The organism is Streptomyces sp. NPDC045968, from assembly GCF_056430475.1.
Genome location: NZ_JBWKLF010000002.1, coordinates 541,644 through 556,537 on the forward strand (window position 1 = coordinate 541,644; position 14,894 = coordinate 556,537).

Annotated in this window: 16 protein-coding genes, 1 pseudogene and 1 riboswitch; of the genes and pseudogenes, 8 read left to right on the forward strand and 9 right to left on the reverse strand. The window is 71.6% G+C overall.

The features are described 5' to 3' along the window. Positions 1 to 92: 92 nt before the first annotated feature. The 5 genes and pseudogenes from AC07FA_RS08035 to AC07FA_RS08055 all read right to left on the reverse strand — a co-directional run bounded on the left by AC07FA_RS08035 (position 93) and on the right by AC07FA_RS08055 (position 2,436). Positions 93 to 278, reverse strand: a complete 186-nt coding sequence (locus tag AC07FA_RS08035) for a hypothetical protein (protein ID WP_479073903.1) — start codon at positions 276 to 278, stop codon at positions 93 to 95. A 3-nt stretch (positions 279 to 281) separates the two neighbouring features. Continuing rightward, positions 282 to 452: a hypothetical protein gene (locus tag AC07FA_RS08040; RefSeq protein ID WP_479073904.1), complete on the reverse strand. Its 171-nt coding sequence runs from the start codon at positions 450 to 452 to the stop codon at positions 282 to 284. Next, positions 453 to 575, reverse strand: a complete 123-nt coding sequence (locus tag AC07FA_RS08045) for a hypothetical protein (protein ID WP_479073905.1) — start codon at positions 573 to 575, stop codon at positions 453 to 455. Positions 576 to 643: 68 nt separating this feature from the next. Beyond that, positions 644 to 1,885, reverse strand: a complete 1,242-nt coding sequence (locus AC07FA_RS08050) for an MBL fold metallo-hydrolase (RefSeq protein WP_479073906.1) — start codon at positions 1,883 to 1,885, stop codon at positions 644 to 646. 111 nt (positions 1,886 to 1,996) lie between these two features. Further along, positions 1,997 to 2,436: pseudogene (locus AC07FA_RS08055) on the reverse strand (PPOX class F420-dependent oxidoreductase). 192 nt (positions 2,437 to 2,628) lie between these two features. Here AC07FA_RS08055 and AC07FA_RS08060 point away from each other — a divergent pair. Both AC07FA_RS08060 and AC07FA_RS08065 read left to right on the forward strand, forming a co-directional pair. After that, positions 2,629 to 3,846 (forward strand): Glu/Leu/Phe/Val dehydrogenase dimerization domain-containing protein, encoded by a 1,218-nt coding sequence (locus AC07FA_RS08060; RefSeq protein ID WP_479073907.1) that lies wholly within the window; start codon positions 2,629 to 2,631, stop codon positions 3,844 to 3,846. Between the two features lie 56 nt (positions 3,847 to 3,902). Next, entirely contained in the window at positions 3,903 to 4,514 is a 612-nt protein-coding gene (locus AC07FA_RS08065; RefSeq protein WP_479073908.1) for a TetR/AcrR family transcriptional regulator, read from the forward strand. Between the two features lie 54 nt (positions 4,515 to 4,568). Here AC07FA_RS08065 and AC07FA_RS08070 read toward each other — a convergent pair whose 3' ends face one another. Both AC07FA_RS08070 and AC07FA_RS08075 read right to left on the reverse strand, forming a co-directional pair. Then, positions 4,569 to 5,570 (reverse strand): DUF6745 domain-containing protein, encoded by a 1,002-nt coding sequence (locus tag AC07FA_RS08070; protein ID WP_479073909.1) that lies wholly within the window; start codon positions 5,568 to 5,570, stop codon positions 4,569 to 4,571. A 96-nt stretch (positions 5,571 to 5,666) separates the two neighbouring features. Continuing rightward, positions 5,667 to 5,993 carry a hypothetical protein gene (locus AC07FA_RS08075; RefSeq protein WP_479073910.1) on the reverse strand — a complete coding sequence of 109 codons (327 nt, stop codon included), beginning with the start codon at positions 5,991 to 5,993 and terminating at the stop codon, positions 5,667 to 5,669. Positions 5,994 to 6,165: 172 nt separating this feature from the next. Between AC07FA_RS08075 and AC07FA_RS08080 the strand changes: the two genes are divergently transcribed. Genes AC07FA_RS08080 through AC07FA_RS08100 form a run of 5 tightly spaced genes read left to right on the forward strand, consistent with a single transcriptional unit; the run spans position 6,166 to position 11,363 of the window. Next, the gene (locus AC07FA_RS08080) at positions 6,166 to 7,116 is read left to right on the forward strand and encodes an STM4015 family protein (protein ID WP_479073911.1); all 951 of its coding nucleotides are present in this window, start codon (positions 6,166 to 6,168) and stop codon (positions 7,114 to 7,116) included. 6 nt (positions 7,117 to 7,122) lie between these two features. Then, positions 7,123 to 8,256, forward strand: a complete 1,134-nt coding sequence (locus AC07FA_RS08085) for an STM4014 family protein (RefSeq protein WP_479073912.1) — start codon at positions 7,123 to 7,125, stop codon at positions 8,254 to 8,256. A gap of 34 nt (positions 8,257 to 8,290) precedes the next feature. Next, positions 8,291 to 9,103: an STM4013/SEN3800 family hydrolase gene (locus AC07FA_RS08090; RefSeq protein ID WP_479074257.1), complete on the forward strand. Its 813-nt coding sequence runs from the start codon at positions 8,291 to 8,293 to the stop codon at positions 9,101 to 9,103. Beyond that, a complete protein-coding gene (locus AC07FA_RS08095; protein WP_479073913.1) occupies positions 9,100 to 10,473 on the forward strand; it encodes an STM4012 family radical SAM protein in 1,374 nt (457 codons plus the stop codon). Before AC07FA_RS08090 ends, AC07FA_RS08095 begins: the two co-directional genes overlap by 4 nt. Positions 10,474 to 10,481: 8 nt before the next feature. Then, positions 10,482 to 11,363 (forward strand): STM4011 family radical SAM protein, encoded by an 882-nt coding sequence (locus tag AC07FA_RS08100; RefSeq protein WP_479073914.1) that lies wholly within the window; start codon positions 10,482 to 10,484, stop codon positions 11,361 to 11,363. Here AC07FA_RS08100 and AC07FA_RS08105 read toward each other — a convergent pair. Further along, the gene (locus tag AC07FA_RS08105; protein ID WP_479073915.1) at positions 11,349 to 12,203 is read right to left on the reverse strand and encodes an SGNH/GDSL hydrolase family protein; all 855 of its coding nucleotides are present in this window, start codon (positions 12,201 to 12,203) and stop codon (positions 11,349 to 11,351) included. The genes AC07FA_RS08100 and AC07FA_RS08105 overlap by 15 nt on opposite strands. A gap of 186 nt (positions 12,204 to 12,389) precedes the next feature. Further along, positions 12,390 to 13,358 (reverse strand): M23 family metallopeptidase, encoded by a 969-nt coding sequence (locus tag AC07FA_RS08110; RefSeq protein WP_479073916.1) that lies wholly within the window; start codon positions 13,356 to 13,358, stop codon positions 12,390 to 12,392. A 4-nt stretch (positions 13,359 to 13,362) separates the two neighbouring features. After that, positions 13,363 to 13,521: riboswitch (cyclic di-AMP (ydaO/yuaA leader) on the reverse strand. Positions 13,522 to 14,071: 550 nt separating this feature from the next. On the opposite strand from AC07FA_RS08110, the gene AC07FA_RS08115 reads away from it, so the two are divergent. Beyond that, positions 14,072 to 14,884, forward strand: coding sequence for a tyrosine-protein phosphatase (locus AC07FA_RS08115; protein WP_479073917.1), 813 nt, complete (start codon positions 14,072 to 14,074; stop codon positions 14,882 to 14,884). Positions 14,885 to 14,894: the final 10 nt, after the last annotated feature.

A 14,894-nucleotide genomic window follows, 5' to 3' on the forward strand; every position in this document is an offset into this window, starting at 1 on the left:
GCATCCGCGACGTATCGGCTCTCGTCATCGCCGACCAAAACGCCTTCCGACACCAGGAGTTCAACGGTGCCCAGTACTTTCCGGCCGCTCGCTCAGGTATGCGTCGCCATCAGCGCGGCCTTCTCCCTCTGTTTCGCCGTGGCACCCGCCCACGCGGCGGACGGCCCGCAGCCGGTCTCCGGCGCCCCGCGCGTCTCGGCGGCCGCGGACAGCGCGACTCGCGCCGAAGCTGCGGCGAATCCGGAAGCGGTCCAGGCGGCGGCCACCCTCTGCGGCACCGGCTACGTCCTGGAGAACGCGTCCGCGCTGCCCACGGCCACGGACCGGAAGGGCACGCTCTTCACGTACGGGAAGGAGCCGTACTCGGGGGGCATCAACGACCAGCCGACCTGCGCCATCTTCGACAACAACACCAGCACGGCCAAGTGGATGAAGCTGAAGCTCTGCTCCAACTACACCGCCGTCGCCTGCACGAGCGACGAAGGCACTTTCTCGCAGTACGCGGGCCCCGTCTTCCAGGCGAAGGGTGGCTGCGGAAGCGTCACCGCGCTCATGAAGACCAGCTCAACCGCCACCACCTACCTCATCAACGCCGTCCGCTCGGCCACCACCTGTAACCGAGGAAGCGGGCCTCGCCGGCCGGCTACCGGCCGCCCGCGAGGTCGAGGTCGCCGCGCGGGCTCGCCTCGGTCGCCTCCACGGGCCCGGGGCGGCGCCACGGACGGGCGAGCGGGGTGGACACGGCCCGCCACCAGGGGTCGACGGGCAGGGCAGCACCGGGCTCAAACGGCTCTCCCGGCCTCGGGAACGCGGCCGCCTGGCCGGCGTCCTGCGCGGCATCCTTCGTCCACTCCGCCGGCTCCGCCCAGGCGTGCGGGGCAAGGTTGAACGTGCCCCAGTGGATCGGCATCAGCACGCCGTGCGGCGCGTTCCCCTGGAGATCGAGGTGGGCCTGGACCCCCTGCGCGGGGGTCATGTGGATGTCCGGCCACGCGCCGGGGAGGGGCGTCGTGGCCGTGTGCTCCCTGGACCAGTGCTGCGAGTACGCGCCGATCTGGATCATCGTCGCGTCGAACGGGCCGTGCTCGGCGCCGATGTCCGCGAAGCCGGGAAAGTAGCCCGTGTCACCGCTGTGATAGATGCGGTGCTCGGGGCCGGCGACCGCCCAGGACGCCCAGAGCGTGTGCTGCTGGTTCCGCAGTCCCCGGCCGCAGAAGTGACGCGCGGGCGTGGCGGTGAGGCTGATCCCCGCCACCTCGGTGGTCTCGTTCCAGTCCAGCTCACGCACCCGGTCGGGGGACACCCCCCACCGCTCCAGGTGAGCACCGACACCGAGCGGCACCGCGAAGACCGTGTCCGTGCCGGCCAGGGTGCGGATCGACGGCAGGTCGAGGTGGTCGTAGTGGTCGTGGGAGATCACGACGACGTCGACGGGTCCCAGCGCGGCCAGCGGCAGCGGCACCGGATGCAGCCGCTTGGGCCCGGCGAAGGCGAAGGGGGAGCAGCGCTCACCCCAGACCGGGTCGAAGAGCACCCGGCGGCCGTCGATCTCGGCGAGCACGCTCGAATGCCCCATCCAGGTGAGCCGGAGCCCGGTGACGGGAGGCTTCGCGAGGTCAGCGGCGGTGGTGGCGTGCAGCGGCACGTCACCGGCCGGCGCCCTGTGGACCCGCTGCTCCTTGCTGAAGTAGCCCTTCGCGAATTCCAGCTTGGAACCGGACGTGGGCGTCCGAACCCCCACCGGGTTCTGGAACACCCCGTCGGCGAAGTTGGGCGAGCGGAGAATGCGCTCCATGCGGGCCCCGGCCGGATCGGCCCCGAATGCCGCGGAGCGCATCGAGCGGAGTCTCGTACGGAACGAGGGCAGATGATCGGCGCCGGTCACAACGTCTCCTGAGGGAGTGGATGTCATCTCATTATGTGCGTGCCGTCTGTCGCGGCGAGATCAGGGCGGTGAACGGAGCAGTACGGACCGCGCCGCCGCGTCCGTGCGGCGTCAGGGGTGCAACTGTCCGTATACATGTTCGATACGCAGAGTGGGAGCACCCTCTGATCGCGGACCATGGCCTGCCGGTAGTCGTCCCAGTCCGGGTGCTCCCCCCTGACATCGCGGTAGAGGGCGATCAGTGCTTCCACCGTCGCGTCACGGGGGTCGGCGGCGGGCGGGGTCAGCTCGGCCTCCGCCTCCACGACCGTCCAGGCCCAGCGGTCCTCGCTGGTGACGTGATAGCTCGCTCGCGGGTCCCTGCGGAGATTGCGGGTCTTGGCCCGGCCCTCGGTGATGGAGACGCGGATCAGCCGCTCCTGGGGGTCATAGGCGTGGTTCACGTTCGACAGCTGCGGCCTGCCGTCCCGCTTGAGCGTCACGAGCACCCCGGCGTCGTGCTCACCGATGAGCCGCAGCAGTGCGTCGTGCCCGGTTCCGAGTTCAGTCATGCCGACTCCAACGTCCCCGGGCGCCAGGGGATTCCGAGAACGCCGCTGCCTCACCGGGCGACGCGGCCGGCGAACGCGGCCGACGCCGTCCGCGCCTCCTTTGACAGCGGCGGCCCCTCATCCTGATACTGACTGGCGATTCAGTACCAAGGCCAACGGGGCGCCCCGCGGCCCCGACCGAGGAGCCCACCCGTGCCGGCGACATACCCACCGCCCCCACAGCCCGCCGCCCCGCTCATCTCGCTGACCTGGACGGACCACGTCACCGGCCGCCGGGGGCACCTGGTCGTCGACCGGCTGGTGCGGGGCGTCTCCAGCGGCGGACTGCGGATGCGGGAGGGCTGCACCCTCGACGAGGTGACCGGCCTGGCCCGCGGCATGACGATGAAGGAGGCCCTGCACTTCGACGCGGACGACGACCGGGCCAGGTACATCCCGCTCGGCGGCGCCAAGGGCGGGATCGACTGCGATCCGCGCCACCCGGACGCGTACGGCGTCCTGGTCCGCTATCTGCGCGCGGTGCGCCCGTACGTGGAGAGTGTCTGGACGACCGGCGAGGATCTCGGCCTCACTCAGGACCTGCTCGACCGGGCGGCGGCGGAGGCGGGGCTCGTGTCCTCGGTCCAGGCCGTCTATCCGCTGCTCGACGACGAGGCGGCGGCACGGCGGCGGCTGGCTGACGCGTTCGCCGTGACGGTGGACGGCATCGGGCTCGATGAGCTGGTCGGCGGCTGCGGGGTGGCCGAGTCGGCGCTCGCGGCGCTGGACCTGGCGGGTGTGGCACCTCACGGCGCACGCGTCTCCGTGCAGGGACTCGGCACCATGGGCGGGGCGACGGCTCGCTTCCTGGCGCGGGCCGGGCTGAAGGTCGTCGCGGTCGCCGACATCAAGGGCACCCTCGTCAATCCGGCCGGCCTGGACGTCGAAGCGCTGCTGGCCGCGCGGGACGCGTACGGAACGGTGGACCGCTCCGTACTCCGGGAGGCGGACCGGGAGCTTCCGGCCGACGCCTGGCTGGCGGCGGACGCCGACATCCTGGTCCCGGCGGCCGTGTCGTACGCGATCGACGCCTCGAACCAGGACCGGATCAGGGCCCGTTGGATCGTCGAGGCGGCGAACATGCCCGTACTGCCGGATGCGGAGCTGCTGCTCGCGGAACGCGGCGTCACGGTGCTGCCCGACGTGGTCGTCAACTCCGGTACCAACGCCTGGTGGTGGTGGACGCTGTTCGGGGACATCGGCGCCGACGCCGACGAGGCGTTCGGGCACACACGCCGCTCGATGCGTGCGCTGATCGAACTGATGCTGGCCCGTGCCGAGGCCGACGGCTCCACCCCTCGTGCGGCGGCTCACGCCCTCGTCGCCGACCGTCTGCCGGTGATGGCTGAGCGGTTCGGCTGGTACCGGTGACCCGTGCGAACCGGCCCTGGGCCCCCGGCGCGCGGCCGGTTCGTTAGGGTGGCCGCGTGGCGAGAGTGCGGTTGGGCGTGGCGGAGCGACGCGAGGAGCTGTTGCGTGCTGCCGTCGAACAGATCGAGGTTCGGGGTGTGTCCGCGGTGCGGATCGCCGATGTGGCGTCCGTCCTCGGGGTGAGCAACGCGCTGGTGCTCTACCACTTCTCGACCAAGGAGAAGCTGGTCGCCGCCGCGTTCGCCTACGCGGCGGAGGCCGACCTCGCCCACCTCCGCAAGCTGCTGACGCGCCGCACCAGCGCCGTGCGGCGCTTGCGGGCGGCCGTCCGGTGGTACGCGCCGACGGGTCAGGCCAAGGGCTGGCGCCTGTGGATCGAGGGCTGGGCGGCGTCGTTGCGCGATCCCGCGCTGCGCAATGTCGCCGGTGATCTCGACCAGCAGTGGAAGGCGGAGCTGGCCGAGGTCATCGAGGAGGGCGCCGCCGCCGGTGAGTTCCACTGCGACGACCCGATGTCCGTGGCCTGGCGGCTCACCGCCCTGCTCGACGGTCTGGCCGTCCAGATGACCTCGTACGCGGGTCCGCTCTCGCGGGCCACGATGCTCCAGTGGACCGACGAGGCGCTCGCCCGCGAACTGGGCCTGGAGCACGCCGCGCTGACCGCCTGAGCCGGCTTCCCCTCCCCTCTCCTGGCCCCGAGCCACCCTCCCCCGCTCCCCGGATCAGGTCTGACGGACCGGTGCGTACTCCTGGCCGTCCAGTCCGAAGGTCCACGCGACGCCTTCCTTCGCCGTCCTGGTCCTGGGCGGTACCCGGAGCCAGTACGTCCGGTGGGTGCCGTCCGGCTCCGGGGTGGAGTTGACCACTTCGACCATCACCACGTCCTCGTCGCCGTCGAGAGCGATCCGCCAGAGAACACCCGTCTCGTCGCGGTGCACGGGCTCGGCGCCGGACTCCGTCAGATAGCGGTCGTAGCCGTAGTACTCCAGCATCACACGGCGGAGTTCCGCGTTCTCCTCGCCGCGTATCCGTTCGGGAGTCAGGGTCGCCAGACCCGCGAGGAATTCGGCCGGCACCGGCATGCCCCGCCAGGCGTGCAGCGCGAACCCGTCCGGGTAGGAGAGCGCCGGGCCGTCCCCGCGGTCGAGTCGTCCCGCCTCGTCGCGGTGGAGGGCCACGGGCCGCTCGCTGATGACGACGGCGTGCTCGTACGGCCACCACCAGCCGGCGTTCCTGGCGACCTCGGCCAGCCCGGTCAGCCGGTCTCCGCGGCCGTCGAACGCGGCGAGCCAGGCCGCGTCGTGCTGGCCGAGGACCGCGTCGAGCAGCACGAGCCGCACATCGGACTCGTCCTCCGGGCGCTCGGAGAGGTCCGTGACCACTCCGGCCCGTATCCGTTCGGCCAGGGCCGCGGTGGTCTCCCAGAGCTGGGCGCCGGTGGCGGACCAGAGCGCCGACCAGCCCGCCGGGCCCAGCTCGTCGTACATCCTGCGCCGCTCGTCCGCCCACGGCCGGGTGCGGACCTCCTCGCGCACCGAACGGCCCGCACCCGCGAGCTTCTCCACCGCTTCGACCGCCGCCCTCGGCGAGTCCGCCCAGACGATCGTCTCCGGCTCGGCGAGCCCCGCGCCGCGGTAGGCCAGCCGTACGCCCTCCTCGGCCGCCGCCCGGTCCGCCGGGCCCGTCGCCGCTGCCACGGCCCGCCAAGAGTTCACATGCTGCATCGGTTGTCCCCGTCCCCTGTTCTCTGCGTTCCCTGATTCCTGTTCCTGTTCCTGCGCGCCGACCACCGGCTCCAGGAGTGCGCTCCTGAGCGCGGGTCAGTCCGCGACGACGCGGACCGCCCCCGGCGCGTACTCCCGCTGGCGCACGACGCGGAACCAGCCCTTCGGCAGCGGTATCACCGCGTGCTCCTCGTGCACCACGCGTCCCCCCTCGGGCAGATGGAGCAGCATCGGGCCGAACGCCCCCGCCTCCCGCATCAGCCGCCCTGGCCCCAGGACCGCGTGCGCATGGCCCGTCACCTCGCCCAGCGCGAGCACCAGACGCCCCCGCCCGTCACGCGGTTCTCCCGGTGCCTCCAGCAGGTGCGCGGGCACCGCCGGCTCCTCCAACTCCACGATCAGCACATCGCCCTGGCGGTACACAGACGTCTCCCCTCCGGCCTGGCACCCACTGTGCCGACCACGTGGAAAACGCTACGGCGGGGGTCTGACAATCGACGGTGGAGCGTCCGTCGTCCGTCCCCGGTCGTGGGGTTGTCAGTGGGCCTTGATACACCTTGCGGACATCAGCCCCCAGCGACAGGAGCTCAGGACCATGTCCGATGTCGACCATCTGCACGAGTTGATCGGTCTGCCCGCCGTCGATTTCGCGAGCGGCGCCGCCGTGGTCCGGCCCGCCGCCGACGCCGCGGCCTGGCGCATCGGCATCGACCCGTACGAGGACGAGGACCGGACGTGGGAGGAGGAGTTCGACGCCTTCCTCGACGAGGTCGATCCGGCCGGGGTCCGTGCCCTGATCATCGGGCAGTGGGGCGAATCGTACGAGAAGGACTCCTCGTACCCGGTCGGTCTCGTCGTCGCGGCCGCCGACCGGCTGACCTCGCTGGAGGCGGTCTTCGTCGGGGATCTGCTGCAGGAGGAGGCGGAGATCTCATGGATCGAGCACGGGGACGTCACCTTGCTGCTCACCGCGTTCCCCCGTCTTCAGGCCCTGGGGGTGCGCGGCGGGACGGGTCTGCGGTTCCCGCCCCTCAAGCACGAGACGCTGCGCGGGCTGATCATCGAGTCCGGCGGCCTGCCCGCGGAGGTGGTCCGCGGCGTGCTGGACAGTGAACTGCCAGCGCTGGAGCGGATGGAGCTCTGGCTGGGTGTCTCGGCGTACGGGGGCGATGCCACGCTCGCGGATCTCCAGCCCCTGCTGTCCGGCACCCGCTTCCCGGCACTGCGCCATCTCGGCCTGCGCAACAGCGAGTTGCAGAACGAGATCGCGACGGCGATCGCCTCGGCCCCGGTCGTCGCGCAGCTCCACACGCTCGACCTGTCCTCCGGCACGATGGGTGACGAGGGCGCCGCCGCGCTCCTCGAAGGTCAGCCGCTCACGCATCTCGACGCGATCGATCTGCATCACCACTTCCTCACCGAGCCGATGGAACGCCGCGTCCGCGAGGCCCTTGAGCCGCACGGTGTGCGGGTCGATCTCTCGGAGCGCAATACGCCGTGGGACGACCGAGGTGCCGAGGGCCGCTACACGACCGTGGCGGAGTGAGCTGAGATGTGCAGGCGGGCGCCGCGGTTCGCGGTTGTCGGGAATCCGGGGAATCGCCGCGTCACCCTCTTCCAGGACGCCGTGCGCGCCGCCGGGCTGCCCGGGCCACGGGTGGTGCCCTGGCGGGCGGTGCTGCGCGGCGAGACGGTCTTCCGGCCGGGAGAGACCGTCCGGATCGACTCACCCGGGGAGGACGCCGAGGTCGAACGGCTGCTGCGCGGGGTCGACGACCCGACCAGGGTGGAAGGTTCCGCCCGGTGGTACGCGGCGTTCACCACGGCCGTACGGGACGTGGCCCGGGCGGCATCCGGGGCGGGTGCGGTCCTGCTCGACGACCCCGCGGACATCGCGGTGATGTTCGACAAGCGGCTGTGCCACGCCGTGCTGAGCGGCGCCGGAGTGCCCGTACCGGAGTCCCCGACGTCCGGGCCCGGGGCGCCCGCCGTGCGGGGGTGGACCGATGTGCGCGCGCTGATGCGGGAGCGCGGCATACGGCGGGCTTTCGTGAAGCTCGCCCATGGCTCGTCCGCCTCCGGGGTGCTGGCGGTGGAGACGGCGGGCGACGGCCGGGTGCGGGCGACCACGTCGGTCGAGCGGGACGCGGCGGGGCGCCTGTTCAACTCGCTGCGGGTGCGCCGCTGTACGACGGAGTCCGAGGTCGCGGCGCTCGTCGACGCACTCGCGCCGGACGGCCTGCACATCGAGCGCTGGCTGCCGAAGGCGTCGCAGCGCGGCCGGGCCGCCGACCTGCGGGTCGTGGTGGTGGCGGGCCGGGCGACGCACGCGGTCGTACGGACCAGCCGCTCCCCCATGACCAACCTCCATCTCGGCGGCGAGCGCGGCGACCTCGACGCGGTCAGGGCCGCGGTCGAGGCCGCCGGCGGCAGCTGGGCCGACGCCCTGGCCGTGTGCGAGCGGGCCGCCGCCTGCTTCCCCGACACGCTGTGCGTGGGCGTCGATCTGCTGCCCGCCACCGGCTGGCGGCGCTTCGCCGTGTGCGAGGTCAACGCCTTCGGTGATCTGCTGCCCCGCCTGACCGGTCTGCCCGGCAGCGGCGCCGAGAACCTGGACACCTATGCGGCGCAGGTCGCCGCCGTACCGAACCGGACGAGGAACCACCGTGCCGACGCTGCCCACTGACCCCGACCCGTACCGGGCGGGAGCCGAACCCGACATGAGCCGGATCGTGGGCAGCCACGATCTGCTGCTCGTGACCCTGGACACCCTGCGCCACGATGTCGCGGCGGAGCTGGCGGCGGCCGGGCGCATCCCCAACCTGGCCCGCCACCTGCCCGGCGGCGTCTGGGAGAAGCGGCATGCGCCGGGCAGCTTCACCTACGCCTCCCACCAGGCGATGTTCGCCGGATTCCTTCCGACGCCCGCCGCCCCAGGCCCTCATCCTCGGCTGTTCGCGGCGCGCTTCGCGGGCAGTGAGACCACGGCGGACGGCACCTTCGTCTTCGACACCCCCGATCTGGTCTCCGGACTCGCCGGTGCCGGCTACCGCACGGTGTGCATCGGGGGCGTCGGGTTCTTCAACAAGCGGGGGCCCCTGGGCTCGGTTCTTCCGGACCTGTTCCAGGAGAGCCACTGGGAGCCCGCCTTCGGCGTCGCCTCCCCCACCTCGTTCGAGGAGCAGGTGGCCCGGGCCGAGCAGGTGGTCGCGGAACTCCCCGAAGAACAGCGGCTGTTCCTCTTCGTCAACGTGGCCGCCCTCCACCAGCCCAACTGGTTCCACCGGGACGGCGCCACGCCCGACGCGGGTGACTCCCGGGACACCCACGCCGCCGCCCTGGAGTACGTCGACCGTCACATCGGCCGGCTCTTCGCCGCGGCGAGCAGCCGCCGCCGGTGTTTCGCCATCGTCTGCTCGGACCACGGCACGGCCTACGGCGACGACGGATACACCGGTCACCGCCTCGGTCACGAAGCCGTCTGGACCGTGCCCTACGCCCATTTCCTCCTCGATCCGGGGGCCGCCCGATGACCGTCACCACTCCCGCCGTCAGGCCGTACCAGAATTACGTCTACGCCTATCCGCACAAGACGGCGTACCGCCCGCTGGACGAACACCCCGCCGGGCGGCCCCTGCTGAGCGAGCTGTGGGCGGCGGAGCGCAAGGACGCGCTCTCCCTGTACATCCACATACCGTTCTGCGAGGTGCGCTGCGGTTTCTGCAATCTGTTCACCAGGATCGGCGCGCCGGAGGAGCTGACGACGCGCTACCTCGACGCGCTGGACCGCCAGGCCACCGCCGTCCGCGACGCGCTGGGCGACGAGGGGCCGGTGCGTTTCGCCGCCGCGGCGTTCGGTGGGGGTACTCCCACCTATCTGACCGCGGGCGAGCTGGAGCGGCTCTGCGACATCGCCGAGAAGCGGATGGGCGCCGACCTGCGGTCCGTCCCGCTGTCGGTGGAGACCTCGCCCTCCACGGCGACGGCGGACCGGCTGGCGGTCCTCGCCGACCGGGGGGCCACCCGCGTGAGCATCGGGGTACAGAGCTTCGTGGACGCCGAGGCCCGCGCCGCGGTCCGCCCGCAGCGCCGGGCCGATGTGGAGGCGGCCCTCGGCCGCATCCGCGAGGCGCGCATCCCGGTCCTCAACATCGATCTCATCTACGGCATCGACGGCCAGACCGAGGACACCTGGCGCGCTTCACTGGACTCCGCGCTGGCCTGGCGCCCCGAGGAGCTGTATCTCTATCCGCTGTACGTACGCCCGCTGACGGGCCTGGACCGTCTCGGCGCGGGAACACCGCCCGGGACCGAGGCCGCGGCGGACGCCGTCTGGGACGCACAGCGGCTGCGTCTCTACCGGGCGGGGCGCGACCATCTCCTCACCGAGGGCTACGAGCAGGTGTCGATGCGGATGTTCCGCCGCGCCGACGCCCCGCACGAGGGCCCCGACGACCACGCCTGCCAGACCGACGGGATGATCGGTCTCGGCTGCGGCGCCCGTTCGTACACCTCGTCCCTACACTACTCCTTCGGCTACGCGGTGGAGATGCGGGAGATCCGGGGCATCATCGACGGCTTCACGACGACGGAGGACTTCTCCCGGGCCGAGGTGGGGCGGTATGCCGACGGTGACGAGGCGCGCCGGCGCCATCTGCTGCAGTCCCTCCTCCAGGCGGAGGGCATGGAGCGCGTGGAGTACCGCGCACGGTTCGGCACGGACCCGTACGAGGACTTCCCCGTGGAGCTGGACCGCTTCGCGGCGCGCGGCTGGCTGGACGGGGCGGCGGGCCGCGGCAGGCTGCGCCTCTCCCCGGAGGGTCTGGCCCACTCGGACGCCCTGGGTCCGGAGCTGTTCTCCCCCGCCGTACGGGCCGCGATGGCCGCGTACGAGACGAAGTGAGCCCCGCCATGGACCTGACGATCCTCTACCGGGGGCCGCTGGCCTCCTGCGACTACGCCTGTCCGTACTGCCCGTTCGCCAAGCGGCGCGACACTCCCGAGCAACTGCGCGCCGACCGCGCCGCCCTGGAGCGCTTCACCGCGTGGGCGGCGGCACAGACGGGCGACCGCCTGTCGGTGCTGTTCACACCGTGGGGGGAGGGACTGGTCCGGTCCTGGTACCGCCGCGCACTGGTCGAGCTCTCGCGGCTGCCGCACATCGGCCGGGTCGCCATCCAGACCAACCTCAGCTGCCGCACCGGCTGGCTGGCGGACGCCGACCTCGGCAAGGTGGCCCTGTGGTGCACGTACCACCCGGGCCAGACTCCGTACGACCGGTTCCTCGGCACCTGCCGCGACCTCGCTGAACTGGGTGTCCGGCACAGCGTCGGCATCGTCGGACTCGACGATCACCTCGACGAGGCGCGGCGGCTGCGGGCCGCGCTGCCCGACGAGGTCTATCTCTGGGTCAACGCCGCCGAGGGGCACACCTATACGGACGAGGAGGCGGACCACTGGACGGCTCTGGACCCCCTGTTCCCGTACAGCCGGCACCCCCACACCTCGGCCGGGCTGCCCTGCCGGACCGGTGAGTCGGTCATCTCCGTGGACGGCGAGGGCACGGTGCGCCGGTGCCATTTCGTCCGTGCGGAGCTCGGCAACCTCTACGACGGGAGCTACCGCCGGGCCCTGGGCCCGCGCGGCTGTCCCCTCGCCGTCTGCGACTGCCATATCGGCTATGTGCACCTGGAGACGCTGCCGTTGTACGACGTCTTCGCGGGCGGCGTGCTGGAGCGGATACCGGCCCGGCGCGCTCTCACCGGGCCGGAGCGGGTTCTAGAGCGGCAGTAGATCCGGGCGCTTGGCCTCGACGTGGTCCCCGGAGGATTCGCCGCGCAGCCGCCGTCCGATCCACGGGACCAGATGCTCACGGGCCCAGTGGATGTCGTCGCGCCGGACGTCGAGCGGGCGGCGCAGGGCCTGCGGCGGCCATGCCTGGTCGGGGTCGGCCGGCACGTCGATGCCGAGCACCTGGGCGGCACGGAGCGCGACCCTGGTGTGTCCCTCGGGCGAGAGGTGCAGCCGGTCGTCGTCCCAGGCCCGGCGGTCCTGCACGGACCGAAGCGACCACAGGTCGAGGACCGGGCAGTCGTAGCGGTCGGCGATGGAGCGCACATGGGCGGTGTACGTGGCGATCTTGCCCCGGAGGTGCCGCAGCACCGGCATGTGGCGGGGGTCGAAACCGGTGGTGACCATGACGGTGCCGACCGCGCCGGTCAGGTCGGCGACGGCGCGCTCGACGCGCTCGGCCACGTCGTCGGGGTCGCTCCCCGGCCGGATGATGTCGTTGCCGCCCGCGCAGAAGGTCACGAGGTCGGGTGCCAGCTTCTTGGCCCGCGGCACCTGTTCCTCGACGATCTGGTCGAGGAGCCGTCCGCGTACGGCGAGGTTGGCGTAACGGAAACCGCCGTGCCGTGATGCGAGCGAGCCCGTCCCGTCGTCGGGGACCGGAAGCTGATCCGCCAGCAGCACCGCGAAACGGTCCGCCCAGCCGACGAAGGTCCCGCCGGGGCCGGGATCTCCGACGCCCTCGGTGAAGCTGTCGCCAATCGCCGCGTACGACCCTATGACGCTGTTGACGCCGATGACGTTCTGGAGACCGCGCTGATTGAGTTTCGAATCGTCTGCCACAAGCGCTCATCCTGCACCTGCGAATGTGACCTACGCGACCGTAATAAGGGGTTGACGGGTGGTGAGATAGACCACCCGGTCAGTTTTTGGTAAAGCCGGAATAAGTGGTGGCCCCGGTCGCACCGGTGAGAACGCGAAGAAGGGCGGCGCGCCGCCGCGCACCGCCCTTCTTCACCGCTGCTCGTCTCAGATGGAGACGCCGTGCTGACGCAGGTACGAGATCGGGTCGACGTCCGAGCCGTAGCTCGGGCCGGTGCGGACCTCGAAGTGGAGGTGCGGACCACTGGAGTTGCCGGTGGAACCGGAGAGGCCGATCTGCTGGCCGCCGGTGACGGTGTCGCCGACCGACACGTTCAGCGAGGTCTGGTGGGCGTACTGGGAGTACATGCCGTCCTCGTGCTTGATGACGACCTCGTTGCCGTACGAACCGCTCCAGCCGGCCGAGACCACGGTGCCGGGACCGATGGCCCGGACGCTGGTGCCGGACGCGGCCTGGAAGTCCGCGCCGGTGTGGTAGCCACTGGACCACATGGAGCCGGAGGCGCGGTACGGCGTGGTGACGGTGGCGTTCTCCACGGGGGTCGTCCAGCCGGAGCTGTTGCTCTCCGAGGCGCCGGTGTCCGTGGAGGTGGCCGACTCGGCGGCGGAGGAGGCCGAGTTGGAGGACGTCTCCGCCTTCGGAGCCGCGGCCTTCGACGGGGCGGCCTTCGGGGCGGCGGCCTTGGGAGCGGCAGCCTTCGGGGCGGCGGCCTTCGACGGGGCGGCCTCGGCGGAGCCGGACGCCTTGGCGCCGAGGGTGAGTTCGGTGCCGGGGAAGATCAGGCTCGGGTTCTCGCCGACGGCCTCGCGGTTGTCCTCGTACAGCTTCTGCCAGCCACCCTTGATCTTCTGCTCGGCGGCGATCTTCGACAGATAGTCGCCGGAGACGACGGAGTAGGTCTTCGGGGCGGCCTTGGACACCGCGGCGGGGGCGGTGTGCGCCGCGGCGACCGAGGCGGCGGCGGGCTTGGTGACGGGCGCGGCCTGCTCCGCGGCGTGCGCACCGGTGGCGCCGATCAGCGGAAGGGCGAGGACGGCGCCGCCGGTCCCGGCGGCGAAGATGCCACGGGTGATCGGGCTGGACTTCGTACGACGGTGCTTACCCTTTGCGGGCATGGGGCATTCCTCTCCGGCGCCTACGAGGTGAGCTGTCGGGTTCGGGCTGGAGATGCCCGGTCGCGCTGGCGCGACTTCACCCCGAGCCGTTCCGGATTCCTCCGGACCGGCGGCTTACCTGGGTCCCCCGCTCCTGCCACGCGTGAGTGGGTGCGGATTCCGGGCGGCGGCAGGATTAGGCGGTCCGTCCGGATTGACGGTGACCGTAAGCGAGCAGGGACGGCCGGAACAAGCCATGCCCGACGCACCGGAATGCACGATTCAATTCCGGCGCGGATTTCCCGTCACACTCCGTGGATTACGGATCTTGGCATTCCGTACGGTGCGCGGAATACCCGTCGGCCGGGCCGCCACACACCGTCACGGATATGATCCCGCTCACCCGTCGACCGCCATCTCCCCCATAAGCAGGGCATGTTCCTCTAAATACGCCAATACGGACATGCCTCGATCACGGAATTCGACGGAGCCTCAGCACCCTCGCGTCGAGATCACCCCGGAGCCCGCTCGGCTCTCCTGATGCCCGACGTCCACATCGCCCCCAGATTCGAACAGTTCCGCACATCATCGACCGCGTAAGCCCGATGGGCTACGGCGCCGCACGGAACGGCGGCCTCCGGGGCAAGATGATTGCCTGAGGAATCAATGTCGTATCGTCACGACCGTGCCCTCGTCGGCGAGCAGCGCCGACGCCAGACACTCCAGGAGTCACCGTGACGCAGCAGCTGCCGCAGGTCCCCCCGACGCACACGGAGCTCACCGGTGTGCGCAACTTCCGTGACGTCGGGGGCCTGCCGACCACGGACGGCCGCCGGGTGCGGTTCGGGCGGCTCTACCGCAGTGGTCACCTGGCGCACGCCACCGAGCAGGACGTGGCGTTCCTCGACGGGCTCGGGCTGCACACGATCTTCGACTTCCGCAACGCGGCCGACCGCAAGCTCGACGGCCACGACGTGGAGCTGACGGGCGTGCGCAACGTCAGCATCCCGCTCTCCGACCCGGCCGACGGTGCCGAGTTCTGGCGGCTGGTCCGCGATGGCAACATCCAGCAGCTGCGCTCGATCCTCGCGGACGGCAAGGGGGCGGACCGCATGATCGCCTCGTACCGCGCGATCATCAAGGAGCGCACCGGAGAGCACAGCCGGGTGCTGCACGCCCTGGCCGAGGACAGCGTCCCCGCCCTGATGCACTGCGCCGCGGGCAAGGACCGCGCGGGGCTGTCCATAGCCGTGTCGCTGCTCGCCGTCGGCGTGGAGCGCGAGGCGATCGAGGCGGACTACCTGATGTCCAACGACGCCCACCGCCGGTACAAGGTGCAGCGCAGCGACACCTCCGCGGTCGGTATGTCCGACGAGGTCATGGAGCTCCTCAACCCGCTCTTCGGCGCGCGCGCCGACTATCTGGCGGCCGCCTTCAGCACGATCGAGGAGACCTGGGGCGGCACCGAGCGCTACCTCACCGAGGGGCTGAAGCTCTCCCCCGAGACCCGTGACCGGCTGCGGGAACGCCTCACCGAGGCGGCGTGACCACCCGTCG